This is a genomic window from Polaromonas sp. P3_A5 (assembly GCF_056403055.1).
Genome location: NZ_JBFUGF010000001.1, coordinates 1,528,395 through 1,555,021, shown reverse-complemented (window position 1 = coordinate 1,555,021; position 26,627 = coordinate 1,528,395). Strand labels below are relative to the sequence as shown.

Annotated in this window: 23 protein-coding genes and 1 tRNA gene; 3 read left to right on the top strand and 21 right to left on the bottom strand. The window is 59.3% G+C overall.

Translation table 11 applies throughout. From position 1 onward, the window contains the following. The 10 genes from AC1DU8_RS07450 to AC1DU8_RS07405 form a co-directional block, all read right to left on the bottom strand. Nucleotides 1-3,645, bottom strand: coding sequence for a molybdopterin cofactor-binding domain-containing protein (locus AC1DU8_RS07450; protein WP_457280361.1), 3,645 nt, complete (start codon nt 3,643-3,645; stop codon nt 1-3). Next, complete coding sequence (locus tag AC1DU8_RS07445; RefSeq protein ID WP_457280360.1) at nt 3,642-4,136, bottom strand: (2Fe-2S)-binding protein; 495 nt, start codon at nt 4,134-4,136, stop codon at nt 3,642-3,644. Before AC1DU8_RS07445 ends, AC1DU8_RS07450 begins: the two co-directional genes overlap by 4 nt. A 57-nt stretch (nt 4,137-4,193) precedes the next feature. Next, on the bottom strand, nt 4,194-4,931 hold the full coding sequence (locus AC1DU8_RS07440) for an ABC transporter ATP-binding protein (protein ID WP_457280359.1): 738 nt from the start codon (nt 4,929-4,931) through the stop codon (nt 4,194-4,196). Then, the gene (locus AC1DU8_RS07435; protein ID WP_457280358.1) at nt 4,931-5,710 is read right to left on the bottom strand and encodes an ABC transporter ATP-binding protein; all 780 of its coding nucleotides are present in this window, start codon (nt 5,708-5,710) and stop codon (nt 4,931-4,933) included. The genes AC1DU8_RS07440 and AC1DU8_RS07435 overlap by 1 nt, the downstream gene beginning before the upstream one ends. Then, on the bottom strand, nt 5,707-7,602 hold the full coding sequence (locus tag AC1DU8_RS07430) for an ABC transporter permease (protein WP_477665750.1): 1,896 nt from the start codon (nt 7,600-7,602) through the stop codon (nt 5,707-5,709). Before AC1DU8_RS07430 ends, AC1DU8_RS07435 begins: the two co-directional genes overlap by 4 nt. A 151-nt stretch (nt 7,603-7,753) precedes the next feature. Continuing rightward, nucleotides 7,754-8,941 (bottom strand): ABC transporter substrate-binding protein, encoded by a 1,188-nt coding sequence (locus AC1DU8_RS07425; protein WP_457280969.1) that lies wholly within the window; start codon nt 8,939-8,941, stop codon nt 7,754-7,756. 93 nt (nt 8,942-9,034) lie between these two features. Then, entirely contained in the window at nt 9,035-9,619 is a 585-nt protein-coding gene (locus tag AC1DU8_RS07420) for an amino acid synthesis family protein (RefSeq protein WP_457280356.1), read from the bottom strand. Nucleotides 9,620-9,665: 46 nt separating this feature from the next. Further along, nucleotides 9,666-10,307, bottom strand: coding sequence for an amino acid synthesis family protein (locus AC1DU8_RS07415; RefSeq protein WP_457280355.1), 642 nt, complete (start codon nt 10,305-10,307; stop codon nt 9,666-9,668). 22 nt (nt 10,308-10,329) lie between these two features. After that, nucleotides 10,330-11,238, bottom strand: a complete 909-nt coding sequence (locus tag AC1DU8_RS07410; RefSeq protein WP_457280354.1) for a UPF0280 family protein — start codon at nt 11,236-11,238, stop codon at nt 10,330-10,332. 11 nt (nt 11,239-11,249) lie between these two features. Next, on the bottom strand, nt 11,250-12,887 hold the full coding sequence (locus tag AC1DU8_RS07405) for a 6-hydroxynicotinate reductase (RefSeq protein ID WP_457280353.1): 1,638 nt from the start codon (nt 12,885-12,887) through the stop codon (nt 11,250-11,252). A 363-nt stretch (nt 12,888-13,250) separates the two neighbouring features. Between AC1DU8_RS07405 and AC1DU8_RS07400 the strand changes: the two genes are divergently transcribed. The 3 genes from AC1DU8_RS07400 to AC1DU8_RS07390 all read left to right on the top strand — a co-directional run bounded on the left by AC1DU8_RS07400 (nt 13,251) and on the right by AC1DU8_RS07390 (nt 16,049). After that, nucleotides 13,251-14,024 carry a ferredoxin--NADP reductase gene (locus AC1DU8_RS07400; RefSeq protein ID WP_457280352.1) on the top strand — a complete coding sequence of 258 codons (774 nt, stop codon included), beginning with the start codon at nt 13,251-13,253 and terminating at the stop codon, nt 14,022-14,024. 102 nt (nt 14,025-14,126) lie between these two features. Then, nucleotides 14,127-14,825: a TetR family transcriptional regulator gene (locus AC1DU8_RS07395; protein ID WP_457280351.1), complete on the top strand. Its 699-nt coding sequence runs from the start codon at nt 14,127-14,129 to the stop codon at nt 14,823-14,825. 30 nt (nt 14,826-14,855) lie between these two features. Continuing rightward, entirely contained in the window at nt 14,856-16,049 is a 1,194-nt protein-coding gene (locus tag AC1DU8_RS07390; protein WP_457280350.1) for an amidohydrolase family protein, read from the top strand. 176 nt (nt 16,050-16,225) lie between these two features. On the opposite strand, the gene AC1DU8_RS07385 is transcribed toward AC1DU8_RS07390, so the two are convergent. From AC1DU8_RS07385 to aceA, 11 genes are all read right to left on the bottom strand, one after another. Further along, nucleotides 16,226-16,302 (bottom strand) — tRNA-Pro (locus AC1DU8_RS07385). 35 nt (nt 16,303-16,337) lie between these two features. Further along, nucleotides 16,338-16,826, bottom strand: a complete 489-nt coding sequence (locus tag AC1DU8_RS07380; RefSeq protein WP_457280349.1) for a MerR family transcriptional regulator — start codon at nt 16,824-16,826, stop codon at nt 16,338-16,340. A 171-nt stretch (nt 16,827-16,997) separates the two neighbouring features. Next, a complete protein-coding gene (locus AC1DU8_RS07375; RefSeq protein ID WP_457280348.1) occupies nt 16,998-17,324 on the bottom strand; it encodes an integration host factor subunit alpha in 327 nt (108 codons plus the stop codon). Between the two features lie 48 nt (nt 17,325-17,372). Beyond that, nucleotides 17,373-19,799: a phenylalanine--tRNA ligase subunit beta gene (gene pheT, locus AC1DU8_RS07370; RefSeq protein WP_477726595.1), complete on the bottom strand. Its 2,427-nt coding sequence runs from the start codon at nt 19,797-19,799 to the stop codon at nt 17,373-17,375. Nucleotides 19,800-19,830: 31 nt separating this feature from the next. Further along, the gene (pheS, locus tag AC1DU8_RS07365; RefSeq protein WP_457280346.1) at nt 19,831-20,895 is read right to left on the bottom strand and encodes a phenylalanine--tRNA ligase subunit alpha; all 1,065 of its coding nucleotides are present in this window, start codon (nt 20,893-20,895) and stop codon (nt 19,831-19,833) included. A gap of 175 nt (nt 20,896-21,070) precedes the next feature. Next, the gene (gene rplT / locus AC1DU8_RS07360) at nt 21,071-21,430 is read right to left on the bottom strand and encodes a 50S ribosomal protein L20 (protein WP_348046678.1); all 360 of its coding nucleotides are present in this window, start codon (nt 21,428-21,430) and stop codon (nt 21,071-21,073) included. A gap of 25 nt (nt 21,431-21,455) precedes the next feature. Next, nucleotides 21,456-21,659, bottom strand: a complete 204-nt coding sequence (gene rpmI / locus AC1DU8_RS07355) for a 50S ribosomal protein L35 (protein ID WP_007870723.1) — start codon at nt 21,657-21,659, stop codon at nt 21,456-21,458. A gap of 207 nt (nt 21,660-21,866) precedes the next feature. Continuing rightward, on the bottom strand, nt 21,867-22,466 hold the full coding sequence (gene infC / locus AC1DU8_RS07350) for a translation initiation factor IF-3 (RefSeq protein WP_457280968.1): 600 nt from the start codon (nt 22,464-22,466) through the stop codon (nt 21,867-21,869). Between the two features lie 95 nt (nt 22,467-22,561). Further along, nucleotides 22,562-24,469 carry a threonine--tRNA ligase gene (gene thrS, locus AC1DU8_RS07345; protein ID WP_457280345.1) on the bottom strand — a complete coding sequence of 636 codons (1,908 nt, stop codon included), beginning with the start codon at nt 24,467-24,469 and terminating at the stop codon, nt 22,562-22,564. 288 nt (nt 24,470-24,757) lie between these two features. After that, the gene (locus AC1DU8_RS07340) at nt 24,758-24,937 is read right to left on the bottom strand and encodes a hypothetical protein (RefSeq protein WP_431095808.1); all 180 of its coding nucleotides are present in this window, start codon (nt 24,935-24,937) and stop codon (nt 24,758-24,760) included. A 167-nt stretch (nt 24,938-25,104) separates the two neighbouring features. After that, entirely contained in the window at nt 25,105-26,424 is a 1,320-nt protein-coding gene (gene aceA / locus AC1DU8_RS07335; RefSeq protein WP_457280344.1) for an isocitrate lyase, read from the bottom strand. Nucleotides 26,425-26,627 lie beyond the last annotated feature (203 nt).

Below are 26,627 nucleotides of genomic sequence, written 5' to 3'. Positions count from 1 at the left end.
TCAGTGCTGGCCCGGCGTAGCGCGGAGGCGTGAAACGGTTGCCGGCAAATCCTGCCAGGCCGGTTCCGAGGGTGCATAGCGTCCGCGCATATAAGCCACCAGCGCGGCAACCTGGGCATCATCCAGGCTGTGACGAAAAGCCGGCATGAACCCGATGTCTTTGCTCGCCGGTGACTGAATTCCCTCAAGGATCACCTGCACCAGATTGTCGGGCCGCTCGCTGTGCAGCTTGCTGTTAAGGGCCAGCGGCACGTTCACCCCCAGCAGTCGCGGGCCGTCGCCGTCGTGATGGCACGATGCGCAAGCGCCACTGAACAGGCGCTGGCCAGGGCCCGGCAAGCTGACAGCCGATTGCCGGGTGGACAAGACGATCTGCCCGGTGCGCTGGACGCTTTCAGCTTCCGTAGTTGGCTCATTAAAAGACACGAGATAAGTCGCCATCGCACGAATATCTTCTTCAGGCAAGGCGGCCAACTCCTTGATCACTGGTGCCATCGGACCCGCGGCAATGCCGTGCTGCGGTGAGTAGCCGCTACGCAGGTAGCGGTACAGCTCCGCAGCATTCCAGGGTACGGGCGCACGCGAGAGTGCAGTCAGCGCTGGAGCGTCCCAGCCATCCACCACGGCTCCGCTTAAAAAGGCCTTTCCGCTGCGCTCGGCGCCTGCGGCGTTGCGCGGCGTATGGCAGGCGCCGCAATGGCCCAGACCGTTGACCAGGTAGGCGCCACGATTCCATTCGGCAGTCTGCGCCGGGTCGGCACGGTAAGGCGCCGGCTCATGAAACAGCGCGTTCCACCCGGCCATCAACGGCCGCACGCTGAACGGGAAGGTCAGCCGCGTGGCCGGTGGTTCCGATCGCACGGGGGGCTGGGCCATCAGGTAGGCATACAGCGCGGTCAGGTCTTCATCGCTGGTTTTGGCGAACGCGGTATAGGGAAACGCGGGATACAAATAGCGGCCATCGCGGGAAATTCCTTCACGCATGGCGCGCTGGAAGGCGCTGAAGGACCACAAGCCTATGCCGGTGTCCGCATCGGGTGTGAGGTTGGTGGTGACAATCTTTCCGAAAGGCGTATCCATGGCCCTGCCGCCGGCATTGGGTATACCGCCGGGTGCTGTATGGCACACCACACAATCGCCCGAGGCCGCGAGCTGCCGGCCGCGTTCCAGCGTTGCGGCGGTGTAAACGGATGTGCCGCTTTGCACCACCGGAGCGATGACCGACCGGCCACCTGCCAGCGCCCACACGATGCCCACAACCCCCGCGAGCAAGGCGCCTGCGCGTGACCACCAGGCCACGCCTTTCGGCCATGCCGCGCCCTCAGGTACGGGATTGGGCAACCGAGCTGGAGCTGTTGGGATGTCCGGCTCGGGTGCCAGCCCGGGATTGAGCGCGGCACGCACCACTTCCGGCGTAAAAGGCGGCTGGCGAAAGCGCACGCCGGTGGCATCAAAAATGGCGTTGGCGATGGCTGCCGTACCCGGCACCGAAGACGACTCTCCGGCGCCAAGCGGTGGCTCACCGGGGCGCGCCATGGTCACGACCTCAATCACCGGCACGTCCCTGAAGTTGAGGATGGGGTAGCTTCCCCACTCCAGGCTGGTCACCTGATTTGTTTGGGGTGACACCGTGACCTGTTCCGTGAGTGCACGGCTGGTCGTCTGCACCACGTTGCCATGGATCTGGTGCTGAACCCCGGCGGGGTTGATCAGCGTGCCGGCGTCATGCCCTACCACGACGCGCCGGACATGCACCTCGCCCGTCTTGCGATTCACTTCGACGTCAGCCACCCAGGCCGCCCACGCCGCCCCGAACCCCGGCCATTTGCTGTGCATGTAGCGGGCATACGCAAAGCCCTGGCCGCGCACGACGTCCTGTGGATCACCAGGCGCTGTAGGCTGCTGCTGCGGCGTCGTATGCGCCATCCAGCCGGCGCGCTCGGCCGTGGCACGCACCAGCTCGGCGGCGCGCGGCTCCTTCAGGTACCGCAGCCGAAACTCCACCGGATCGACACCCGCTGCTGTTGCCAGTTCGTCGATGTAGGACTCATGCGCGAATGAATTGGGCAGCGCCGAGACACCGCGCAGCCATGACGCACGCAATAGCGGCGCCATGTCATTGACGGCGATGCGCATGTTGGCGTATTCGTAGGGTGGCCGGGCGGTTCGATCGCCCATTTCATAGGACTGCGCGACCGGTTCGATGGTGCGGGTGAGCAACAATGCCAGCGTGGGCGCGCCATTCGAAGGATAAGACGTTTGAAAGTCATATGCCGCGACCGACCCGTCGGCATTGAGCCCACCGTTCACCTGCATGAGCTGGGCTGCGCCTTTGGGTTCCCAGGCATGTTCCTGCTCACGCGTCAGCTGCACACGGACAGGGCTGCCCACAGCACGCGAAAGCAGCGCGGCATCTGCCGCCACATCGTCAGCGCAGTTTCGCCCGTAGCAGCCCGCCGCCTCCATGCGGATCACGTCGATGGCGACGTCGGCAAGGCCGGTCAGGCGCGACAGGTCAGCCCGCAGCACGTGGGGGTTTTGGGTTCCTGCCCATACCGTCAGGCGCTCCTGCTGCCAATCGGCCACGGCACACGAAGGCCCGAGGGAGCCGTGCATTTGATAGGGCCAGACGTAGTTGCGCGCCAGGGCTTGTGCCGCGCTTGCCATCGCGGTGTCCACGTTGCCGTCGTCGACAAGCCTGCGCTGCGTGGCCGGGTTGTTGCGGATCGCCTGCTCAAGGTCGCCCAGACTGGCGAGACCGGGCCACGGCTTCCAGCTGACACGCAATTCACGCAGCGCCTGTTCGGCCTGCTCTTCCCGCTCTGCAACGATGCCGACAAAGTCGCGGATCACCACCACCGCGCGAATGCCCGGAATGTGGGAAATCGATGATTCGTCCACCGATTCCAGCGTATTGCCGATGAAGTCGCCGTGGTCAGCCCCGGCATAGGGCGGGCGCACGACGCGGCCGTGCAGCATGCCGGGTACGCGCATGTCGTGCACAAATGTCAGTGCCCCGGTGGCCTTGGCCGGGATATCCAGGCGTGCCGCGCTGGTCCCCACCAGGCGGTAGTCGGCAGCATCCTTGACAGGGGTGCCCTGCACCAGCGAGAGATGTACATGCTCATTGGCCAGCAACGCGCCATACGTCACCGATTTATCTTCCTGCCCTGCCACCGAAACAACGCCATCTCGCACGGCGAGGAGGGAAGGATCCACCTGCAGTACGCCCGCTGCGCGCATCACCAGCCACGCGCGTGCCTGCGCCGCCGCGGCCCGCAAAGGGACGGCATGAACCTGGATGGACGCGCTGGCAATCGTGGCCCCCTGATTGGGCGCACGCGTCGTGTCCCCAAGAACCATGTTGACCTGCCCGAGCGCAACGTCGAGCTCTTCAGCCACGATCTGCGCCAGGGCCGTCCGGATACCGGTGCCTAGATCGACATGGCCGTTCAGGGCCGTCACGCTGCCGTCATCCCACACGGCAACCAGTATTTCAACGCCCTCTTGCGGATTGGCGCTGACCAATGCAGGTTGGCCACGGGCGGGTGGAGGCGCCGGCGGCGGCTCGCGGCTCACCAGCAAGACGCCGCTGGCCGCATGAAAATCGGCGCGTGTCAGGGGCGCATCGGCGCGACGCGTCATGGCGAGTTACCCCGGGCAAGGCTTTGGCGCGTCAGCTCTGCCGCACGCAATACAGCCCTCACGATCTCCAGGTGCGTGCCGCAGCGGCAGAGATTGCCGGACAGCTCGCGACGTATGTCGTCCTCGCCCGGTGCGGGGTTTCGCGCCAGCAATGCGACAGTCATCAGGATCATGCCGTTCAGGCAGTAGCCGCACTGGGCGGCCTGCTCTTCGATAAACGCCTGTTGGACCGGGTGAAGGGCCGCCGGCGTACCCAAACCCTCAAGGGTGGTGATTTCGCGGCCTGCCACGCCACATGCCGGAATAACGCAAGCGCGTGCCGCCACGCCATCGACCAGCACGGTGCATGCGCCACACTCGCCCAAACCGCAGCCATATTTCGGGCCATTCAGCGCGAAATCGTTACGCAGCACGGTCAGCAGGCTGGCCTGCTCCGCAACAGGCAGCGTACGCTCCAGCTGGTTAACGGACAGTGTGACGATGAAACCCATATTTACCGAACCGGTGCGGGCTCGCGTGGTGATTTCTCAACATCGATGAGATACGGCCTACACACTGAGATAGGCACGGCGCACTTCTTCATTGGCAGCCAGATCCGCCATGGATCCTTCAAAGCGGATTTGCCCTTTCTCCAATACATACGCCCTGTCGGAAACCAATTCGGCGAAATGCATGTTTTGCTCGGACAGCAGAATGCTGACACCGTGGGCCTTCAGCTCCAGGATCATGTTGGCCATTTGCTCCACAATGACGGGCGCTACGCCTTCGGAGGGTTCGTCAAGCAGAACCAGATAGGGATTGCCCATCAAGGTCCTGGCCACTGTCAGCATTTGCTGCTCGCCACCACTCATGCGGCCGCCGGGACGCGTGGGCATCTCACCCAGGTTGGGAAACAGCTTGAAGAGGCGTTCCGGCGTCCACAAGGGCGCCTCACTGCCGTCGGGCCAGCGGCGCGGCGCCTGCCGCCCTACTTCCAGGTTCTCGGTCACTGTCAGGTCGGTGAAGATTCGCCGGTCTTCCGGCACAAAGCCCAGGCCCATGCGAGCCGCATGGTGTGGTTCACTGCTGGAGATATCCTTGCCAAGAAAAGCCACGCTGCCGCGGCGCTTGTCGAGCATCCCGATCAGCGTCTTCAGGGTGGTCGATTTGCCGGCGCCATTGCGCCCCATCAGGGCAACGACTTCGCCGCGCCTGACAGCCAGGTTGACGCCAAACAGTATTTGCGCCGCGCCATACCAGGCCGACAGGTCTTTCGCCTCCAGCAGTATCTCGTTGCCGTTGCCCATCACGCAGTTTCCTTTTCAATGGCTTTTTTCTCGAAGGTCTTGCCACTGCCGAAATAGACTTCCTGGACTTTGGGGTGGTCGCGGATATCCTGCGGCTTGCCTTCCGCAATCAACCGGCCACGCGCCAGCACGATCATGCGGTCAGCATAGGCAAACACCACGTCCATGCTGTGCTCGGTAAAAAGCACCGCCATGCCCCGGTCAATGACCAGTTGTTTGGTCAGCGCCATCAAGTCGTTTCGCTCCCTGGGAGCCATACCGGCTGTCGGCTCATCCATGAGCAGCAACTTGGGGTTGTTGGCCATGGCCATGGCCAATTCCACACGCTTGACATCTCCATATGCCAGCACGCTGCAAGGGCGGTCAGCCTGCGGCTTCATGTTGACCTGCTCAAGCAGCGCCATGGCCTCGTCGCGCTTGTAATCTGCGGCACGGCGCCACATGGAAAAAAGCCGATGGTCTGCGGACAGCAAGGTCATCTGGACGTTCTCCACGACCGTGAGTGAAGAAAAGGTTTCGGCGATCTGGAATGTCCGACTGACACCGCGCCGCCAGATTTCACGGGGAGCCAGGCCGATCAGCTCCTGCGAGTCCAGCTGGATGGAGCCTGTATCTGCGCGCAGCTGACCGTTGACCATATTGAACGTGGTTGACTTCCCGGCACCATTGGGTCCGATCAAAGCCAGCAGTTCACCCGCCGCCAGCTCAAAGTTCACACCATCGACAGCCCTGACACCACCGAACGATTTACCCAGTCCTGACACCTTCAGCAAGCTCATGACTTCTCTCCCGCACTGCGGCGACTGGCCAGCAGCTGTTTGGCAAAGCCTGCAATCCCCTGGGGAAACAGCAGCACAAGAACCAGGATGATGGCGCCCAGCATGGCGCGCCAATAGTCGGTATTGCGCGCCACGGTATCGTGCAGCCATGTGAACGTGACGGCCCCCACGACAGGTCCCAAAAGCGTCTGGATACCCCCCAGCAAAACCATCACCAGACCGTCGATCGACTTGCTGACGTGCAGGCTTTCAGGCGAGATGCTGCCTTTTGAAAAGGCATAAAGCGCGCCAGCCAGCCCCGCAAAAGAACCCGCAATCACAAACGCGGCCCATTGCAGACGTTTGACATTCATGCCGATGGCATCAGAGCGCAGCACCGAGTCGCGTGCCGCACGCATGCCATAGCCAAACGGCGAATACAGCATCCGGTGCATCAGCAAGACGCCCCCGGCCACCAAGACAAGGGTGAGGTAGTAATAAATACGTTTGTCCGCCAGCCACTCAGAGGGCCATACGCCGGTCAATCCGTTGCTGCCGCCGGTGAACACGTCCCATTGATAACAAATAGCCCAGGTAATTTGCGCAAAGGCCAGCGTCAGCATGGCGAGGTAAACACCGGACAACCTGACGCAGAACCAGCCATAGACAAAAGCGCCCAGGGCCGCCACGAGGGGTGCAACGACCAGCGCCAGCTCCATGGGCATGTTCAGGCTGCGCACCAGCAGCGCGGCACCATAGGCCCCAAGGCCGAAGTAGGCGGCATGCCCGAACGAGTGCATCCCCGCGGGTCCCATGATGAAATGCAGGCTGACAGCGAACAGGACGGCAACCAGCAGATCAATCAGCAGCACTGTCACGTAAGGCGACTGCGCCGCCAGCACAGGCATCAAAGCCAGTACCGCCAGCAGGCCCGCACAACCCCAGGCATACAAGCGGTGCGGCCTGCGCAGCGGTTCTTCAGCCATGCCTGTATGCCGGCTGGGCGCCTGGGGCCTGCCGAACAATCCCCAGGGACGGGCCACCAGGACAACCGCCATTACGACGAACTCCACCACCAGGGTCAGCTTGGAAAAAGAGATGCTAATGCCCGCAATTTCGACCAGCCCCAGCCAGATGCAAATGGCCTTGAGTTCGGCAATCAGCAGTGCCGCTACGTAGGCACCCGGGATGGAGCCCATGCCCCCGACCACCACCACCACAAACGCGGCGCCGATGATGTTGAGGTCCATTTCCAGGTTGGCGGGCTCGCGCGGTAGCTGAAGCGCGCCCCCAAGGCCCGCCAGAAGTGCGCCCAATGCAAAAACGGCTGTGAACAGCCACGCCTGGTTCACACCCAGCGCGCTGACCATTTCGCGGTCCTGGGTAGCAGCCCGGACCAGGGTACCCCATCGGGTTTTAGTGAGCAAAAGCCAGAGCAGGCCCAGGACAACAGGTCCCGCGACGATCAGAAAAATGTCATAGGAAGGAAACTGGCGTCCGAGAATCGCCACGGAGCCCGTCAGACCGGGCGCCCGGGGACCAAGCAGTTCTTCGGCACCCCAAAACCAGAGCACGCCGTCCTTGATCACCAGGCCCAGGGCAAACGTTGCCAGCAGCTGGAATAGCTCCGGTGCACGATATATACGGCGAAGCAACAAGACCTCGACCAAGCCACCGAGAACACCTACAGCCAAAGCAGCCATCAACAGAGCAGGCCAGAAACCCAAGGTATTGCCGAGAGCACTGACCAATGAATAGGCAACGTAGATACCCACCATGAAAAAAGATCCATGGGCAAAATTGACAATCCGCGTAACACCAAAGATCAACGACAAACCAGCTGCCACGAGAAACAGCGACGATGCGCCGGCCAGGCCATTAAGCAACTGCACGATAAAGCCTGAGAAGCTCATGAACAAACCTTTTTTCTGCGGGATAGCGTGGCCGGCAAGCAGCGCACAGCGGACACACCATTAACATGACGGCGGCACCGGAACTGCCGGCAAACCGCGATGGGTGCATGCACGAGGCGCGGCACCTGCCGCCGTCAGCACTTGCCTCGGTCTAGTCGGCAGCGCGCATTTTTTTCACTTCAGCGTTGCTGGGCTGGACTTTTGAACCGTCGATATATCGATAGTCGACCATCACGCCCTTGCCGCCTTCATTTTTTGTGCGGCCCACATAGGCCCCCATGGTGGACTGGTGGTCTTCCGGTCGAAAAACCACGGGGCCGAAAGGTGTCGTCACATTCAGGCCGCGGAAAGCGGTAATCAGCTTTTCCGTATCGGTTGATTTCGCCTTTTTCATGCCTTCGGCCAGGGATTTGATGGCGCTATAGCCGACCACGGAACCCAGGCGCGGATAGTCTTTGTACTTACTGTGATAAGCAAGGAAGAAAGCCTTGTGTTCGGGAGTCTGGATGCCGTACCACGGATAGCCGGTAACCACCCAGCCGTTAGGCGTTTCTTCCTTGAGCGGATCGAGATATTCGGGTTCGCCCGTCAACAAGCTGACGACTTCACGCCCCTGAAACAGGCCGCGGGTATTGCCTTCACGAACAAACTTTGAGAGGTCGGCACCAAAAAGAACATTGAAGATGGCATCCGGCTTGGCGTCCGCCATGGCCTGCACAACACTGCCAGAGTCGACTTTGCCCAACGGAGGCGCCTGCTCGGCCACGAACTCCACATCGGGCTGTACGGCCTTCAGCAAGGTCTTGAACGTCGCGGCTGCGGACTGCCCATACTCATAATTGGGGTACACCACTGCCCAGCGCTTTTTCTTCATCGCGGCGGCTTCAGGGACCAGCATGGCAACCTGCATATAGGTGGAGGTCCGCAAGCGGAATGTGTAGCGATTGCCGTTTTGCCAGACGATTTTGTCTGTCAAAGGCTCAGCCGCCAGAAAGAAGAACTTTTTCTGCTTGGCAAAATCGGTCAGCGCCAGACCGATATTGGAAAGGAAGGAGCCCGTCAGCACGTCAACTTTTTCGCGCGAGACAAGCTCTTCGGCCGCACGAACCGCATCACCCGGATTTGCGTTGTCGTCGCGGATAACCAGCTGGACTTTCTTGCCGTTGATGCCGCCACCAGCATTGATTTCTTCAACGGCCAGCTCCATGCCTTTCTTGTACGGTTCCAGGAAAGCTGGCTGGGCCTTGTAGCTGTTTATTTCCCCTATCTTGATGACGCCCTGCGCATGCGCGTTCACGAATGAGGTCATCAGTCCGAGGAAAGCGACGGTGCTCAGCATTTTGTTGTGCAGCTTCATAAATACTCCTGGTTGTCGTGGATCAGATAGACGGCGATGGTGAGTCATTGGTGATAAGTAGGTTGGCAGCCGGGGCTACCTTAACCCATCCTCCCCCTTGATTTCGTGGATTTGAAGCCCCCCCACGCGCGGCAGGGGGCGGCCGCTGTCCGTGACGACGACAGCCACCACGATTTCGTTGGCCCGGGGGGCATCGGCAATGCGCGCCTCCATGGCATCAAAGTGGCTGCGCACGAATGCGGCATCCTTGTGTCCCAGCGGCACGTCAATGGCAGTACCCAGGCCACCGCGCTTTTTACTTGACGGCACCAGAGCAGCACCCTTTTCCACCGCCAGGCGCAGTGGGGCGCCCAGTCTGGGATGCAGGATCGCTGCCGCATGCTCGAGCTCGCCTGCCTCACCCACGATGGCGGCCTTGCCGTAACTATGGGCCTGGCCCGGCGCAATGCCAAGGGCCTGCACGCACTTTTGCCCCAGCAGCCCGCCAAGCTCTTCGCCGATGTCAATCAGCGCATCGAGTTTTTCCGCGTACACCCCGGAAAAAGGATTCTCGATCACGGCCATCGCCAATGCCTTTCGCGTCGGAGGAGCGACGACCTTTCCCATCTCGATGTATGTTTCGTCGATTTGCACAACAATTTTTCGAATCCTGGCTGTCATGGTTTTTCCTTGTCTCGGTGACTGCTAAATATCTGGCGCATCGGGTTTAACGCAAGCCATCCCATTTGGCGATGGCACTGGCGGCCAGCCCACCCACCCGGGCGTGAATGCGCGGGCCCGTGCTCATGGCCAGGATGAAAACGATTTCGTCTGGCAAGGGAGCCCCTGGCACACGCACCTCAATGGCGTCGAAATGGCTACGGACATAACTCGCATTGACGTGCGTTAAAGGAACATCCAGCGCCGTACCCGGCGCACCCACTTTTTTTGTCGAAGGAACGATGGACAAGGCATTACCGGGTTGGCCGGTTTTTTCCTCAGCCTGCCCACGGGCATAAGCGTTGCGATCACCTTTCCAGCCAAGCAGCTCACGCATCGCGTACCCGCCGGGCACATGCCAGAGCGCACCATGCTCCAGTTCCCCTGCCGCGCCCACAATCGCTCCTTTTCCGTAACCCTCAATATGTTCGGCCGGCACCGCCATTGCGGCGCGCAGACGCTCAGCCATCTGGATACCCACGGGCTGAAGCTGGTCCATCATCGGCAGGAGGTCGGGCTCATACCGCCCCGCAAACGGGTTGGTCAGCACCGCGCCAACTGCCCCGCGAAGCAGAGGCACCGGCGCTATCGGACCGAATTCATGCCGTATCTGCTCCACGTGCGTAAAAATACGCCGAATTTCAATCATGGTGTGAGGTCCATTCATTTCATTAAGCAAATACCGAACCAGCCGGCACTTCAGCACTGTGATTTTGCAATCGTTGCGACGTTTTATCAGAGGTGGTCATCAGCTGGTTTTGGCAAACCAGCGCAGCCGACCAGATCAATCCCGCCGCCTGCAGAGCCTGTGCGCGTTCAAGCCCGGTGCGCAGTGCGCGCCGAACCGTTTCCGCCTCCAGCAACGGCACCTCAATTGTCACCAGCATTTCGCCAAGGTCGGTGTCGTCCTTCACGTCACAAGCTCTGCTGCGTTTGATTCGCACGTCGGCAACATCGACCGCATTCGCAATCATGGTGGCTGCAGCATCCGCTTGCGCGGCAGTACGCGCAAGGACCGTCACGCTGTCGGCAATACCCAGAGAAAAGCTTCGCCCTCGCCAACCGCTGGTAGCGACGCCGCGAACAGGAAGCGCGCTGGAAACCTCGAATTGCCCGTCGGTATGAACGCCGGCCAATACCTCGTTCACATCGAGGCGCGCCAGATCTGCATACAGGCCGATCCGCACAGATTGCGCTGGCGCCAAGTGCAGGGCAATGTCACCGCCGTTGTTGACCCAGGCGCGGTCTATCCCGCCATTGGCATAACAGGCGACCAGCTCCTGCGCGACTGCACCGGCAACGGCCGCCATCGGGGTGATGAAGCCATGCCGGTAAGGGTGGCACGCATTCCACATGCGCCGGGCTATGACCCCTTCCAGATGGCACTCATCCCGTACAGGCTGCCGCAGGAGAGGAAGTTCCCCGACCAGCTCGCCGAGGATATCGCTGAAACGCTCCCACGCTTTGGCATGAGCGTCCTCTACCGCAGCCGGCCTTCCATGGGCGCCAATGATGATATCCATCGGACCATGCTGGAAATGCCAGCGCCCGTCGGGAAGTTGCAAGCGTTGAGAGTTCATGTGCAAGTGCCTCAGCCCAATAACGGAGAACGCGCCAGAGGCCAGGGGTTGGCGGAAGGTAGCTTGGCCCATTCCAGAGCTACAGGTGCACCCTCGTTGTGCCAGGCACCGCGACACAACACATCCTCCAGCGTGCGCACATAGTCCATGTGCCCGCCCAGCGCGCGATAGTCGTCAAGCTTCATGCTGAATTCAATGGGAGCCACGATGGCCGGCGTGGGAACGGTTCCGAAACTGTTGTCCGGCATGCGCATGACATCGGCCATCACGGTGATCCCTCCACCGGGCCAGACGTAGGCAGGAGCCCCGCCACAGGTCACATTCACCAGGGAACTCTTGATGGCGCGCGTCAGCAAAACCGGATTTTCAGTGACACCGGCCCGCAGGCTGCCACCGGCTCCCGCAAGAAAGAGCACCGTCGCCAGCGAGGGCTCGCAGTTTTCACCGATACGCTCAACGACATGGCGCACTTCCGCCGGCATCTCTTGCTCCACGGGAACGAGCTCTTCATTGAGCACATACCAGCTTGCATGCTCACCGGTGGTGGACGTCATCAACAAGCGCAGGCCCGGCCAGGCGACATTACCGTCCCACGCCTCGATGATGGACAGGGGATCGGCGATATCCGTCCCACCCCAGCCCGTTCCAGGATTTGCCACCTGGAAATAGCGCCCCGGCGTGGACTTTCGTCCGCGCATCCGGATACCTGACGGGCGCATATCGAGACAACGCCCCGCCTGATGCTCGGTCAGCACACCGGTAATGTGGTCGTCGACCACCACCACCTCGTCAAGCTTGCCGAATAACTGCTTCGCAAAAATTCCGACCGTAGCCGACCCGCAACCCACGCGCATGCGTTCTTCCTCAACGCCATTCACGACAGGCGCACGGCCAGCCTGAATCAGTATCTGGGAACCGCCGTCAATCGTAAACTCCACGGCCTGCTTGTTGCCGAGCGCCTTCATCATTTCGACCGTGACACGGCCCTCTTTCTTGCTACCTCCCGTCAGGTGATGCACACCACCCAGGGACAGCATCTGCGAGCCATACTCGGCCGTCGTCACATGCCCGATTACCTCTCCCTTGCAGCGCACATTGGCCTGCTCGGCACCCAGGAAGCGGTCAGTGTCAATTTTTACCTTGAAGCTGCAATAGCTGAAAATTCCTTCCGTGACCACAGTGACCAGATCAACACCGGCCGCTTTCGATGAAACGATGAATGGTGCCGGCTTGTAGTCGGGATAAGTTGTTGATGAACCCACACCCGTGACAAACACTTCATCAGCCAGTAGAAGATCACCGCTCCATGGAACCGCTGATGCGCCATCCGTGCCACCGGACAGATCTTCTGGCGCGGGAAGTCTTGCATCTGTACGCCCCGCAAACGGCACAATATGCGTCCCTCCGACGGACAGCGTACGGCGCAACAACAACACCGGGTCGACCCGAACAAGCGTTCCGCCGTGGTTGGCATAGCGATCGCAGGCCCCGCTGCGCCCTTCGGATATCTGACATAGAACCGGGCAGGCATTGCACTCGATTTTCTCGCTATTCATTCGCTCGTTTCGCGGCCGGGCCTTTTCCAAAACCAGCGGAAACGTCAAGGCATCCATGCCAGGCAAGCCGTCCGTCTTTGTATGTTCAGTCATCGTGCTCGTCCTTCTGCCACTCTCACCATCTTGGGGCGAATTCACCAATGTAGTGCTCACTTAATTTACATGTTGCATTCACTACATACGAGATTCAATGTAGCGCATGCGGATTTCTCATGCAATAGTATTTACATGGCTGTCTTAAACTTATTTTAAAATGTTGTACACACTGAATTTAAATGTTGCGTTCACTACATTAATGTGGCACATTGCCTCCGTGGCGGCATCGTTTGGCCAGGGCATGCAAATACCTATCGAGACCGCGCAATGGAAAGATCGGCTCACAAGCCGGCAGATCATGAAACCATGAGACATCAACGCAGCCTCTCCAATTCATAACCATCACTCCCGAATAACACCATGAGCGCTTTCAATGAAGAAACTGTGCTGTCCGTCCATCACTGGACTGACCGCCTGTTTACCTTTACCACCACACGCGACACATCACTGCGCTTTAGCAACGGCCACTTCACCATGATCGGGTTAAGGGTCAACGACAAGCCTTTGCTGCGCGCCTACAGCATCGTGAGCCCCAATCATGAAGAGCATCTCGAATTCCTCAGCATCAAGGTCGCGGAAGGTCCCCTGACGTCACGGCTGCAGCACATCAAGGTCGGCGACAAAATCATCGTTGGACGCAAGCCAACCGGCACACTGGTAATTGATTACCTGCTGCCGGGCAAAAGGCTTTACCTGCTCTCGACCGGCACGGGCCTGGCGCCATTCATGAGCATCATCCGGGACCCGGAGACTTACGAACGGTTTGAGCAGATAGTGCTCGTCCATGGCGTGCGGCAGGCAGACGAGCTGGCCTATCACGACCTGGTTGTGGATCACTTGCCCCAACATGAGTTTCTCGGTGAGCTGATCTCCAGGCAGTTGCTGTACTACCCTACCGTTACGCGGGAGGCTTACCGCAACATGGGTCGCGTCACCGACCTGATCGAAAGCGGGAAGATGTTGGCCGACCTGCAGTTGCCGGCACTGGATCCGGCGCATGACCGTGTGATGATCTGCGGCAGCCCCGCCATGCTCAAGGACCTCAAACACATGCTCGAAGGCAAAGGCTTCATCGAAGGCAATACGTCCAAGCCGGGAGATTTCGTGATCGAACGCGCCTTTGCCGAACAATGAAGATGGCCCAGCGCTTGCTTTCAAATCATTGCATTTCCCCGGGAAGCCATCCATCACACCTTTTCGCTTGATCACGCATAAACCGCGACTGGACACCTCTACATGACAGCGAAGACGGCCAAAACCATCAAGCCGCGCACTGCCACAACCAAACGCACGATTGCCAAGCGGCCCGGCGTACGGGAGCAAGCCGCGCAGACCACGCGCGACAACATCCTGCGGGCAGCCACCCGCGTCTTCGCGCGCTATGGGTATGACGGCGGGAGCGTAGAGAAAATATCCAGGTCGGCCAAGTCATTCGACCGCATGATTTACTACTACTTCGGCAGCAAGGAAGGCTTGTTCATCGAAGTGTTGGAAGACATGTACCGCCGCATGAATGACGCCGAGCTCGAGTTGTCGCTGGACATCGAGCATCCCGTGGAATCCCTGACCGACGTGATTTGCTTCGTGGTGTCCTACTACAGCAAAAATCCGGAGTTCATCACGCTGCTCAATACGGAAAACCTGCACCGCGGCAAGCACATTGCCAAATCGCAACGCGCCCGGGATTACTCGTCTCCCGCCATCGCCATCATCCGGCAACTGCTGGAAAGCGGTGTGCGCAAGAAAATTTTCCGGGCAGACATCTCCGCCCGCAATGTCTACCTGCTGATTGCCGCCACCGGCTACTTCTATATCTCTAACCGCCACACGCTGTCAGCCTTCCTCGGCGAAGACCTGCAAACACCTGAGGCGCTGGCGCAATGGCAGGCCTTCATCATCAGCACCGTGCTGCGCACTGTCATGCTGAATCCTTGAGCTCAACCCCACGCATTTGAAAGGCCACCCATGGCAGAAGCGGCATCAAGCGGAAAATCAGGAAAGGTCGTCATCAGGAACATTGGCCTGCTGCTCTCCGGAGACATCGACCAGCCTATCCTGGACGCGGACACCATCGTTGTGAACGACGGTCTCATCGTAGCTATCGGAAAGGCCAAGGACTGTGACACGGCGCATGCGCAGACCGTGATTGACGCGCACCAGACTTGCGTGGCACCCGGTTTGATCGACAGCCATGTGCATCCGGTTTTCGGCGACTGGACGCCGCGCCAGAACCAGATCGGCTGGATTGACTCCACCATGCACGGCGGCGTCACCACCATGATTTCTGCCGGCGAGGTTCACCTGCCAGGGCGCCCCAAGGATATCGTGGGCCTCAAGGCGCTGGCCATAACCGCACAACGGGCATTCGACAACTTCCGCCCAGGCGGCGTCAAGGTACTTGCCGGTGCACCCATCATCGAAAAAGGGATGACCGAACAAGATTTCAAGGACCTTGCCGACGCCGGCGTAACCTTGCTCGGCGAGGTGGGCCTGGGTTCAGTCAAGGCGGGCTACGAAGCCAAAGAGATGGTGGGTTGGGCGAGGAAATACGGCATCCAGAGCACCATTCACACCGGTGGCCCTTCCATTCCCGGCTCAGGCCTGATTGACAAGGACGTGGTACTGGAAGCAGACGCCGATGTCATCGGCCATATCAATGGCGGTCATACGGCACTGTCGGAAGCACATGTTTGCGAACTCTGTGAGAAATCATCGCGCGCCATTGAAATTGTCCATAACGGCAATGAAAAAGTCGCAATTGCAGCCGCGCAGGCGGCGCTGCAGCTCAAGTGCCCGCATCGCGTCATCCTGGGTACCGACGGGCCGGCCGGGTCCGGTGTCCAGCCGCTGGGTGTGCTGCGCCTTATCGCCCTCCTTTCCAGCCTGGGCAATATCCCGGCGGAGCTGGTTTTTTGCTTTGCCACGGGTAACACCGCGCGCATTCGCAAACTCAATTGCGGTTTGATAGAAACAGGCCGTGATGCTGATCTGGTCTTCATGGACAAAGCCCAGCACTCAGCGGGGCTCAACCTGCTGGACAGTGTGCAACGCGGGGATATTCCCGGCGTTGGCATGGTGATGATTGACGGCCTGGTTCGCTGCGGCCGCAGCCGTAACACCCCGCCGGCCACGCAGATCCCCAGCATTGTTCCGGCCTGATACGCAGGCGCTTGCGACTTGCCATCGCGTTTTCCCCAGACACAATTGCGTCGAGCTAATCGACGGGCAATCCTCTGACGTCGATCTCAAAGACAGCCGACCGGATACTTCAACAAATATTCGATCCAAACAAAAAAGCCGGTTAGCGTTAGCTAACCGGCTATCTGTTGGTTTTATGGTCGGTGTGAAAGGATTCGAACCTTCGACCCCTTGCACCCCATGCAAGTGCGCTACCAGGCTGCGCCACACACCGACAAGCCTTTTATTATAGCGTGCCGAAAATGCTTCTCAGTGCCCGGCGCTGAGGAGATCACGAATTTCAAACAACTCGCGCCGTACCAATTGCAGTCGTTGCTGAGCCGCGCTGCCGCTGGGCAAATCCGCGCCCTCCGGCTCGCTGTCTTCGAAGTCCGAGTGGTCACTGGAATCCTCAAAATCCTCCAGCAGGGACTCACCGCCTTCCAGCACTTCTACGCCGTCAAGCATGACTTCACCATTACGGCGCTTGTCGCGTTCGGTCTGAACGATTTCCTGAAGCTTGTTGCGTGCGCCGCTGATGGTGAAGCCCTGGTCATAGAGCAAATCACGGATCCGGCGGATCATCAGCACCTCATGGTGCTGGTAGTAGCGGCGGTTGCCACGCCTTTTCATCGGGCGTAGTTGCGTGAACTCTTGCTCCCAATAACGGAGCACGTGAGGTTTGACGCCGCACAAATCACTGACTTCACCGATGGTGAAATAGCGTTTCGCGGGAATGGGTGGGAGCGTTTTCTCCAATTAAATCAATGCGCTAAGGAGGAAACCTCCAAATCTACTCTAAGTCGAAACTTAGCGCAAAGAGTTGCGCCGGTTTTTTGGGATGTGTTGTTCCGTCACACAGGTGACATTTAATTACAAACACCTACCCGGATACGTAAACCCGGCGGACGAAGCCACCGGGTTTAGTACTTATTCGGCAACAGTTTCGCCCTGGATCTGGTCTTTGAGCTTGTGGCTGGCATGAAATGTCACCACCCTGCGAGCCTCGATGGGAATGGCTTCTCCGGTGCGGGGGTTGCGGCCGGGGCGAGGTGCTTTGGTGCGAATCTGGAAATTGCCAAATCCGGAAATTTTCACGTCATTTCCGTCCACCAGGCTGTCCGAGATCAAGTCGAAAAACGCGTCAATCATGTCCTTTGATTCGCGTTTGTTGAGCCCGATCTGTTCAAACAGCAACTCGGCCAGATGCGCCTTTGTCAGCGCCGGGGTTTCCAGGCTTTCTACAGAAAAATCCATGCAACGGTACTCCTGGCGACTTTTATTGTGAGCGGTATTCGTGAAAGGTCAGGCCCGCAAGCGGGCACCCAACTGACCTTGCAGATTGTCGAGCACCGACTGAACGGCCGCCTCAATCTCCTCGTCTGTCAGTGTAGCGGCGCCGCTCGAAAGCACCAAGCGCACGGCCAGGCTTTTTTCGCCGAGCTGCATGCTCGCGCTTGCCTGCTGCGGCCGATAGACGTCAAACAGCGTTGCCCCCTTGAGCAGGCCTTTCGTATTGGCGCCATGGATGGCCGACATCAGCGCGGCATGGCTGACACCCTCCGCCACGATGACGGCGATATCACGCTCTACCGGCTGTAGCTTGCTGACCGGCTTGAACTCGGGCACCGGCCGTTGCAGCACGGCATCCAGTTCCAGCTCAAACAGGAGTGGCGCCTGGGCCAGGTCGTAGCCCTGGCGCCACTGCGGGTGCAGCTCGCCCACAAAGCCGATCGACTTGCCGCCTACAGACACGCTCGCGCAGCGGCCGGGGTGCATGGCGGGGTGCGCCGCAGGCGAAAAGACAGCCTGAAGCGGCGCGAGCAAAGCCTCCACGTCGCCCTTGATGTCGAAAAAATCCACCCCCTTGTCAGGCTGGCTCCAGTTCAGTGCCGCCCGCGGGCCATAGGCCAAGCCAGCCACACGCATGGGCTGGTTGAAGCCGGCCACGGTGGTATCGGTATTCTGGACATCTGCGTCACGCAGGAAAACGCGGCCCAGTTCAAACACGTTCACGCGGGGCGCCTTGCGATCCAGGTTGAACTTGAGCACCTGCAGGAGCGAGCCCAGCAACGAGGAACGCATCACGCTCATCTGGCTGGCGATGGGATTGAGCAGCTTGATGGGGTTGGGATTATCGGCAAGCTCATGCTCCCAGCGCTCTTCCACGAAGCTGAAGTTAATGGTTTCCTGGTAACCCAGTGACGCCAGGGCGCGACGCACGCCAAAGGGGCTGCGTTCGGCTTCAGCGCGCAACCTGGCGGTGATGGGGGCCAGCGGCGGCGTCTCGGGAAGCTGGTTGTAGCCCACCATGCGCACCACTTCTTCAATGAGATCTTCTTCAATCTGCAGATCAAAGCGGTAGCTGGGTGGTGTCACGGTCAACGTGCCCTCGCCCTGCGTCACCGGCAGGCCGAGGCGCTGGAGCGCATCGAGGCATTGAGCCTGTGTGAGCGGCATGCCGATCACCTTGGCTGCACGCGCCACCCGCAAAGTGACTGGCACCGCTTTGGGAACGTTAACCTGCTGGTCATCCATGGGGCCGCACACCGTTTCCGGTGTGCCGCAGATATCGATGATCAGTTGGGTGATGCGCTCGATGTGCTCGACGGTCTGCCCGGGATCAACGCCTCGCTCAAAACGGTGGCCTGCGTCGGTCGAGAAGTTATAACGGCGCGAGCGACCAGCGATGGCCTTGGGCCACCAGAAGGCGGCTTCGACGTAGACATGTTTCGTGTCGTCCGAGACGGCGGTCGCATCGCCGCCCATGATGCCGGCCAGCGACTCCACCTGCGCGTTGTCGGCAATCACGCCGACCTTTTCGTCAACCGTCACGGTATTGCCGTTAAGCAGCTTGAGCGTCTCGCCGGACTTGCCCCAGCGGACATCGAGCCCGCCATGGATTTTTTCGAGGTCAAAGATGTGCGAGGGACGGCCCAGCTCGAACATCACGTAGTTGGAGATGTCCACCAGCGCCGTCACGCTGCGCTGGCCGCAGCGCACCAGGCGATCGACCATCCATTGTGGTGTGGCAGCTTTCGTATTGACGTTGCGCACCACGCGGCCGGAAAAGCGGCCGCACAAATCGGGCGCGCTGATCTTCACCGGCAGTTTCGCGGTGTCGGCGGCAGCCACGGCGGGAATGGCCGGCGTCTTCAGCGGTGCACCCGTGAGCGCAGCGACTTCGCGCGCAACACCGTAGACGCTCAGGCAATGCGCCAGGTTGGGCGTGAGCTTGAGGGTGAACAGGGTGTCGTCGAGCTTCAAATGCTCGCGGATGTCCTGGCCCAGCGGCGCATCGGCCACCAGTTCGAGCAGGCCGCCGTGGTCTTCAGAGAGCTTGAGTTCGCGCGCCGAGCACAGCATGCCCTGGCTTTCCACGCCGCGCAGTTTGCCGACCTTGATCAGGAAGGGCTTGCCGTCTTCACCGGGAGGCAACTCGGCGCCGACCAGGGCACATGGCACCTTGATGCCGACGCGGGCGTTGGGCGCACCGCAAACGATGTTGAGCAGGCTGCCCTGCCCCACGTCGACCTGGCAGACGCGCAGGCGATCGGCATCCGGGTGTTGGACGGCTTCCTTGATTTCACCAACAACAATCCTGGTGAACGGAGGTGCCACCGGCTTGAGTTCTTCGACCTCCAGGCCGGCCATGGTGAGTGTGTCGGCGAGCTGCTGGGTCGTCAAAGGCGGGTTGCAGAATTCGCGCAACCAGGATTCTGGGAATTGCATGGTCTAACCTTGTTTTCTTGTTCTTGTTATTTCAGGACTGAAACTGGGAGAGGAAGCGGATGTCGCCGTCGAAGAAGAGACGCAGGTCGTTGACGCCGTAGCGCAGCATGGTCAGGCGGTCAGGGCCCATGCCGAAGGCAAAGCCGATGTATTTCTCGGGGTCCAGCCCCATGTTGCGCACCACATTCGGGTGCACCTGGCCAGAGCCGGCCACTTCCAGCCAGCGGCCGGCGAGCGGGCCGGTCTGGAACTGGATGTCGATCTCGGCGCTGGGTTCCGTGAACGGGAAAAAGCTGGGGCGAAAGCGCAGCACCAGGTCATCGCTTTCGAAGAAAGTACGGCAGAAATCAGTGAAGACGAATTTGAGATCCTTGAAGCTTACGTTCTCGCCTATCCACAGGCCTTCGCACTGGTGAAACATGGGCGAGTGCGTGGCATCGCTGTCGACACGGTAGGTGCGACCCGGTGCGATGACGCGTATCTCGGGCATACGGCCGCCTGCGTCGATGAGCGCGCGGTGCTTCTTGACATGCTGGACCGCATAGCGGATCTGCATGGGGCTGGTGTGGGTGCGCAGGAGATTGGGCGCGGCCTCGGTGCCGCCCTCGACATAAAACGTGTCATGCATCGAACGCGCTGGATGGTCTTCGGGCGTATTGAGCGCAGTGAAATTGAACCAGTCCGTCTCGATTTCAGGGCCTTGGGCCACATCGAAACCCATCGAGCCAAAAATACCTTCAATGCGCTCCAGCGTCAGTGACACCGGATGCAAGCCGCCCTGCGTGCGCTGACGGCCGGGCAGGCTCACGTCGAGCGCTTCCGCCTTGAGCTGCTTTTGCAGTTCGGCGTCGGCCAGCGCCTGCCGGCGCTCGGTCAACGCGGTTTCAATCGCCTGTTTGGCGAGGTTGATAGCGGCGCCACGGGACTTCTTCTCTTCGACGCTGAGCGCTGCCATGCCTTTCATCAACTCCGTGACGCGGCCGGTTTTTCCCAGGAACTGCGCCTTGGCGTTTTCCAGGTCGGCGGGCGTGTTCGCCTGCGTAAAACTGGCCTGGGCGCTGCTAACCAGTTCTTGGAGGGCATCGGGTTGAGTCATACGTTCTCTTGTTCGAAATACAAAACAGCGAAGGCGCTTTCAGCAGCACTTCTGTTCCGTGAGTACTGCAGTAAGGGCCATGAAAAAGGGCCAGAGCCTTTTCAAGCCCCAGCCCTTTATTTTCGTGCGCAAGCAGCTATTGATTTAATAGCACCAACACTGCCCGGCTTGAAAATCAGGCAGCCAGCTTGGCTTTCACCTGTTCAACGATGGCGCCGAAAGCAGCGCTGTCATGAATGGCCATGTCGGACAGAACCTTGCGGTCGATCTCGATACCGGCTTTCTTCAGGCCGTTAGCAAACTGGCTGTAGGTCAAGCCGAAGGAACGGCTTGCAGCGTTGATACGGGCGATCCACAACTGGCGGAACACGCGTTTCTTGGTACGGCGGTCACGGTAGGCATATTGCCCAGCCTTCATTACCGCTTCTTTGGCGATACGGAAGACATTGCCGCGGCGGCCGCGGAAACCTTTTGCAAGGGCTAAAACTTTTTTGTGGCGGGCGCGAGCCGTTACACCACGTTTGACGCGAGGCATGTGTGTACTCCTTGTTCGTCGTTAATTAAATGCCCTGGCCTGGGAGCATCTGTGCCATGTGACCCATATTGGTCTCATGAACAGTCACCGCACCACGCAGATGGCGTTTGTTTTTGGTGGTCTTCTTGGTCAGGATGTGACGTTTGAAGGCTTGGCCGCGCTTGACGGTACCACCCGGACGAACGCGGAAACGCTTTTTAGCGCCGCTCTTGGTCTTCATTTTGGGCATGTAAATGCTCCTTTTCATTTGTGCTCGTGAGGCGCTGCGAACCTTCCGCAGACTTGATGGCCCCGAGACACTTGTTAAGCGGGAAATCTTGCGACTTCTCACTGCTCGCAAAAGGTTTGACCCTTCTGCTTTTGGAAAGCCGGCTTGCACCTGCTTTCACCGGAACGCCGCAAAGCGCCCCTTATCTTTACCCTCTGCTCGCCAGCCTCAGGCTGCGGACGGTGCCGGGGCCGTCTCGGCTGCCGGTTTGGCAGCACCCGGCTTTTTACGGCCCGGCGCGATCATCATGACCATCTGCCTGCCTTCAAGCTTGGGGAACTGCTCCACCACAATCAAATCGGCCAACTCATCACGAATACGCGCCAGCAGGGCCAAGCCCAGTTCCTGGTGCGTGATTTCGCGACCGCGAAAACGCAAGGTAATCTTGCATTTGTCGCCTTCTTCCAAAAAGCGCTTGATATTGCGCAGTTTGATGTTGTAGTCCCCATCGTCAGTGCCGGGCCGGAATTTGATTTCCTTGATCTCGATCACTTTTTGCTTGGACTTCGCTTCCGCCGCCTTCTTCTGCTCGGCGTACTTGAACTTGCCGTAATCCATCAACCGGCACACCGGTGGAACCGCTGTGGGGGAGATTTCGACGAGGTCCACATCGGCCTCACCCGCAAGGCGCAAAGCCTCGGTGATGCTGACAATGCCCAGCGGCTCATTGTCTGGCCCGCTCAGACGTACTTCAGGGGCCATGATTTCACGGTTCAAGCGATGCTTGCGTTCTTCACGGTGACGGCGGTCACGAAATTCAGTAGCGATGGTTCTATCCTTTAACTCTTGCTATAAAAGCTATAGCTGCTTGCGCCCGTCCTGTAAGGACGACAGGCCAAATTCATCAACAATTTTGTTAAAAATCAGGCTTTTTTCGCGATGTCGGAAGCGATCGTTTCAGCGAAGGCTTCGAGAGGCATCACTCCAAGGTCTTTGTTACCCCGGGCGCGCACTGCAACGGCACCTGCCGCTTTCTCCTTGTCGCCTACGACAAGGATATACGGCAGCTTTTTCATCGAGTGCTCCCGTATTTTATACGTAATTTTCTCGTTGCGCAGGTCCAGATTGACCCTAAGCCCTTGATTTTGCAGTGTTTTGGCAACTTCCCGGGCATATTCAGCCTGGGAATCGGTGATATTGAGGACCGAAACCTGCTCGGGGGCCAGCCAGACTGGTAGCGCGCCGGCGTGTTCCTCGATCAAAATCCCGATAAAACGCTCCAGGCTGCCCACAATCGCGCGGTGCAGCATTACAGGCCGGTGACGGTTACCGTCTTCGCCCACATATTCGGCATCCAGCCGCTCCGGCATGGAGAAATCGACCTGCATGGTGCCGCATTGCCACTGGCGGCCGATGGCGTCTTTGAGCGTGTATTCGATCTTCGGGCCGTAAAAAGCGCCGTCGCCGGGGGCGATTTCAAATTCGCAGCCGGACGCGCGCAGGCTTTCCATCAGCGCATGCTCAGCCTTGTCCCAGCTTTCGTCCGAGCCGATGCGAGCCTCGGGGCGCGTGGCGACCTTGTAGATGATGTTCTTGAAGCCGAAATCTGTGTACACCTTCTGCAGCAAGGTCGTGTAGTCCACGCATTCCTTCAGGATCTGATCTTCGGTGCAGAAGATATGGCCGTCGTCCTGCGTGAAGCCGCGCACGCGCATGATGCCGTGCAACCCGCCCGAAGGCTCGTTGCGGTGGCACTGGCCGAACTCGCCGTAGCGCAGCGGCAGGTCGCGGTAGCTTTTAATGCCCTGCTTGAAGATCAGGATATGGCCGGGGCAGTTCATGGGCTTGAGCGCATATTCGCGCTTTTCGCTCTCGGTCGTGAACATGTTGTCACGGTACTTGTCCCAATGGCCGGTTTTTTCCCACAGCGTCTTGTCGATGATCTGGGGGCCCTTGACCTCCTGGTAGCCGTTGTCCTGGTAGACCTTGCGCATGTACTGCTCGACGCCCTGCCAGACCGTCCAGCCTTTGGGGTGCCAGAACACCAGGCCGGGCGCATGGTCGTCGATGTGAAACAGGTCCAGTTCCTTGCCGAGCTTGCGGTGGTCGCGCTTTTCAGCCTCCTCCAGCATCGTGAGGTACTGCTGGAGTTCGTCCTTCGTGGCCCAGGCCGTGCCGTAAACGCGCTGCAGCATTTCATTGCGGTGATCGCCGCGCCAGTAGGCACCGGCCACCTTCATGAGCTTGAAGAACTTCAGCTTGCCCGTGCTGGGCACGTGGGGGCCGCGGCACAGGTCTTCAAAAGCACCTTCGCGGTAGAGCGACACATCCTCATTGGCGGGAATGCTCGCAATGATTTCCGCCTTGTAATGCTCGCCTATGCTCTTGAAATGCGCCACGGCTTCATCGCGTGGCAGCACACGGCGGGTCACCGGCTCGTCCCTGGCGGCAAGCTCGGTCATGCGCTTTTCGATCGCCACCAGGTCTTCCGGCGTGAAGGGGCGCTTGTAGGAGAAATCGTAGAAAAACCCGTTTTCAATCACCGGGCCTATGGTGACCTGCGCATCCGGGAACAGTTCCTTGACGGCGTAGGCCAGCAAGTGGGCTGTCGAGTGACGGATCATGTCCAGTCCATCGGCGTCCTTGGCTGTGATGATGGAAACCGAGCTGTCCTTATCAATCAGATAGCTGGTGTCGACCACTTTGCCGTCAACTTTGCCGCCTAGGGCCGCTTTGGCCAGGCCGGTGCCGATTGAGGCAGCGACTTCGGCCACCGTAATGGCCTGGGGGTATTCGCGCTTGGAAGCATCGGGGAGCGTGATTTGAATCATGGGAATAACTTCTATAAGCAGGCTGAAATCAGAAAAAACAAAAAAGCGCGGAACCTGCCGCGCTTTGATAGGGGGATATGGATTTAAGCTATGAAATCAGTAGCTAACAATCACCAAGGGGTGCGGACTAGCGCCCTGGATGACTCCAGAAAACGGACGAGGGCGTAGTTCGCGGTGTCATAACCCGAACGATCCTTCCTGTTTCCAGCTTGATTGATTGCATGCGGCTATTTTACGGCAGCTTGCAGATGGCTCGCCGGCCACCTGTTCGCCTCGCGCCACAAAGTCCTATTGAGGCGAAGCCGGCGGCAAAAATCCCAGACCAAGGCAACGCGGACATTCGGTAATCACCGTTTGTTTTTCGACTTCAAAATGCTCATTGATGTTTTCGCTTTCAATGCGCAGTTCGCCGGTGCCATTGCAATCGGGACAGGGAACACGCTTGAAACCCACGGTTAATTCCGACACGGCAACCTCCTCCGGTTAATGATGCACATCTTGTGTTTTATGTAACAAACTGCACTCTACGCTAAAAAACGCCCGTAAAAAAGCCCGGACAGGCCCTAGGTCCTGTCCAGGCTGAAAAGCTGCGCTTCAAGGGCGCAAGCGTCTGGGTAATCGTCGGTCAGGTGAGATCAGTGGAACTGCTCTTCTTCGGTAGAGCCGGTCAGTGCGGTCACGCTGGATTTGCCGCCCTGAATGGCGGTGGTCACTTCATCGAAGTACCCAGTGCCAACTTCCTGCTGGTGCGACACAAAGGTGTAGCCGCGGTCACGTGCTGCGAATTCGGGCTCCTGCACCTTCTCGATGTAAGCCGTCATGCCGCGCTTGACGTAGTCTTGCGACAGGTCGTACATGTTGTACCACATGGAGTGAATGCCAGCCAACGTGATGAACTGGTACTTGTATCCCATGGCGCCGAGCTCACGCTGGAACTTGGCGATGGTGGCATCGTCGAGGTTTTTCTTCCAATTGAAAGACGGTGAGCAGTTGTAGGCCAGCATCTTGCCTGGGTGAACCTTGTGCACGGCATCGGCGAATTTCTTTGCGAAGTCGAGGTCAGGCGTGCCGGTTTCGCACCACACCAGGTCGGCGTAGTGGGCATAGGCGTTAGCGCGGGCGACAGCCTGCTCCAGACCCTTGCGCGTCTTGTAGAAGCCTTCGGCGGTACGCTCACCCGTCAGGAAAGGTTTGTCGATCTCGTCGTAGTCGGAAGTCAGCAAATCGGCGGCTTCGGCATCGGTACGGGCAATCACCAGCGTGGGCACGCCGCAGACGTCGGCCGCCATACGCGCGGCAATCAGCTTCTGGCAGGACTCGCGGGTGGGCAGCAAGACCTTGCCGCCCATGTGGCCGCACTTCTTGACGGAAGCCAATTGGTCTTCCCAGTGCACGCCGCCGGCGCCGGACTTGATCATGGCCTTCATCAGTTCGAAGGCATTCAGAACACCGCCGAAACCGGCTTCGGCATCCGCCACGATGGGTGCGAAGTAGTCGATGTAGTCTTTGTCGCCGGCATCAATGCCTTTGGAGTGCTGGATTTCGTCCGCACGGCGGAAGGTGTTGTTGATGGTTTCAACGACCTTGGGCACCGAGTCCACCGGGTACAGGGACTGGTCCGGGTACATGGCGGAGTAGCTGTTGTTGTCGGCAGCAACTTGCCAGCCCGACAGATAGATGGCTTTGACGCCGGCCTTGACCTGCTGCATGGCCTGGCCGCCTGTCAGGGCACCGAGGCAGTTGACGTAGGGCTCGTTGTGCAGCAGATCCCACAGTTTTTCGGCGCCGCGGCGGGCCAGCGTGTGCTCGATCGGGAAGGATCCGCGCAGGCGCACCACGTCGGCGGCGCTGTAGCCGCGCTTGATGCCTTTCCAGCGCGGGTTGGTGGCCCAGTCTTTTTCCAGGGCGGAAATTTGCTGGTCGCGGCTCAATTGTTCGGTCAGGGTTTGCGGCATGGTGGGCTCCGTAGGTTGAAAAAAAGAAATGGCGAATTCGATGGATCAACTTTAAGTCTTCTACAAGACCTTGTGAAGCTCTTATGTCTTATATAAGACAAAAATAAAATTCAATAAAATCAACGATATTTATTTAACTTATCGTAATATAAAATTCTATCTCTCATATTGAGAAATAATTTTGCACTGCAGCATTTGTTGAT

Bases quoted from the DNA above. Each gene is read 5' to 3' on its own strand.
- aceA (WP_457280344.1), bottom strand. From the start codon at position 26,424: ATGCCGCAAACCCTGACCGAACAATTGAGCCGCGACCAGCAAATTTCC.
- AC1DU8_RS07405 (WP_457280353.1), bottom strand. From the start codon at position 12,887: ATGACTGAACATACAAAGACGGACGGCTTGCCTGGCATGGATGCCTTG.
- AC1DU8_RS07435 (WP_457280358.1), bottom strand. From the start codon at position 5,710: ATGAGCTTGCTGAAGGTGTCAGGACTGGGTAAATCGTTCGGTGGTGTC.
- AC1DU8_RS07415 (WP_457280355.1), bottom strand. From the start codon at position 10,307: ATGATTGAAATTCGGCGTATTTTTACGCACGTGGAGCAGATACGGCAT.
- AC1DU8_RS07445 (WP_457280360.1), bottom strand. From the start codon at position 4,136: ATGGGTTTCATCGTCACACTGTCCGTTAACCAGCTGGAGCGTACGCTG.
- AC1DU8_RS07410 (WP_457280354.1), bottom strand. From the start codon at position 11,238: ATGAACTCTCAACGCTTGCAACTTCCCGACGGGCGCTGGCATTTCCAG.
- AC1DU8_RS07395 (WP_457280351.1), top strand. From the start codon at position 14,127: ATGACAGCGAAGACGGCCAAAACCATCAAGCCGCGCACTGCCACAACC.
- pheT (WP_477726595.1), bottom strand. From the start codon at position 19,799: ATGCAATTCCCAGAATCCTGGTTGCGCGAATTCTGCAACCCGCCTTTG.
- pheS (WP_457280346.1), bottom strand. From the start codon at position 20,895: ATGACTCAACCCGATGCCCTCCAAGAACTGGTTAGCAGCGCCCAGGCC.
- AC1DU8_RS07390 (WP_457280350.1), top strand. From the start codon at position 14,856: ATGGCAGAAGCGGCATCAAGCGGAAAATCAGGAAAGGTCGTCATCAGG.
- AC1DU8_RS07425 (WP_457280969.1), bottom strand. From the start codon at position 8,941: ATGCTGAGCACCGTCGCTTTCCTCGGACTGATGACCTCATTCGTGAAC.
- AC1DU8_RS07375 (WP_457280348.1), bottom strand. From the start codon at position 17,324: ATGGATTTTTCTGTAGAAAGCCTGGAAACCCCGGCGCTGACAAAGGCG.
- AC1DU8_RS07420 (WP_457280356.1), bottom strand. From the start codon at position 9,619: ATGACAGCCAGGATTCGAAAAATTGTTGTGCAAATCGACGAAACATAC.
- AC1DU8_RS07440 (WP_457280359.1), bottom strand. From the start codon at position 4,931: ATGGGCAACGGCAACGAGATACTGCTGGAGGCGAAAGACCTGTCGGCC.
- thrS (WP_457280345.1), bottom strand. From the start codon at position 24,469: ATGATTCAAATCACGCTCCCCGATGCTTCCAAGCGCGAATACCCCCAG.
- AC1DU8_RS07430 (WP_477665750.1), bottom strand. From the start codon at position 7,602: ATGAGCTTCTCAGGCTTTATCGTGCAGTTGCTTAATGGCCTGGCCGGC.
- rpmI (WP_007870723.1), bottom strand. From the start codon at position 21,659: ATGCCCAAAATGAAGACCAAGAGCGGCGCTAAAAAGCGTTTCCGCGTT.
- AC1DU8_RS07450 (WP_457280361.1), bottom strand. From the start codon at position 3,645: ATGACGCGTCGCGCCGATGCGCCCCTGACACGCGCCGATTTTCATGCG.
- AC1DU8_RS07400 (WP_457280352.1), top strand. From the start codon at position 13,251: ATGAGCGCTTTCAATGAAGAAACTGTGCTGTCCGTCCATCACTGGACT.
- rplT (WP_348046678.1), bottom strand. From the start codon at position 21,430: ATGCCTCGCGTCAAACGTGGTGTAACGGCTCGCGCCCGCCACAAAAAA.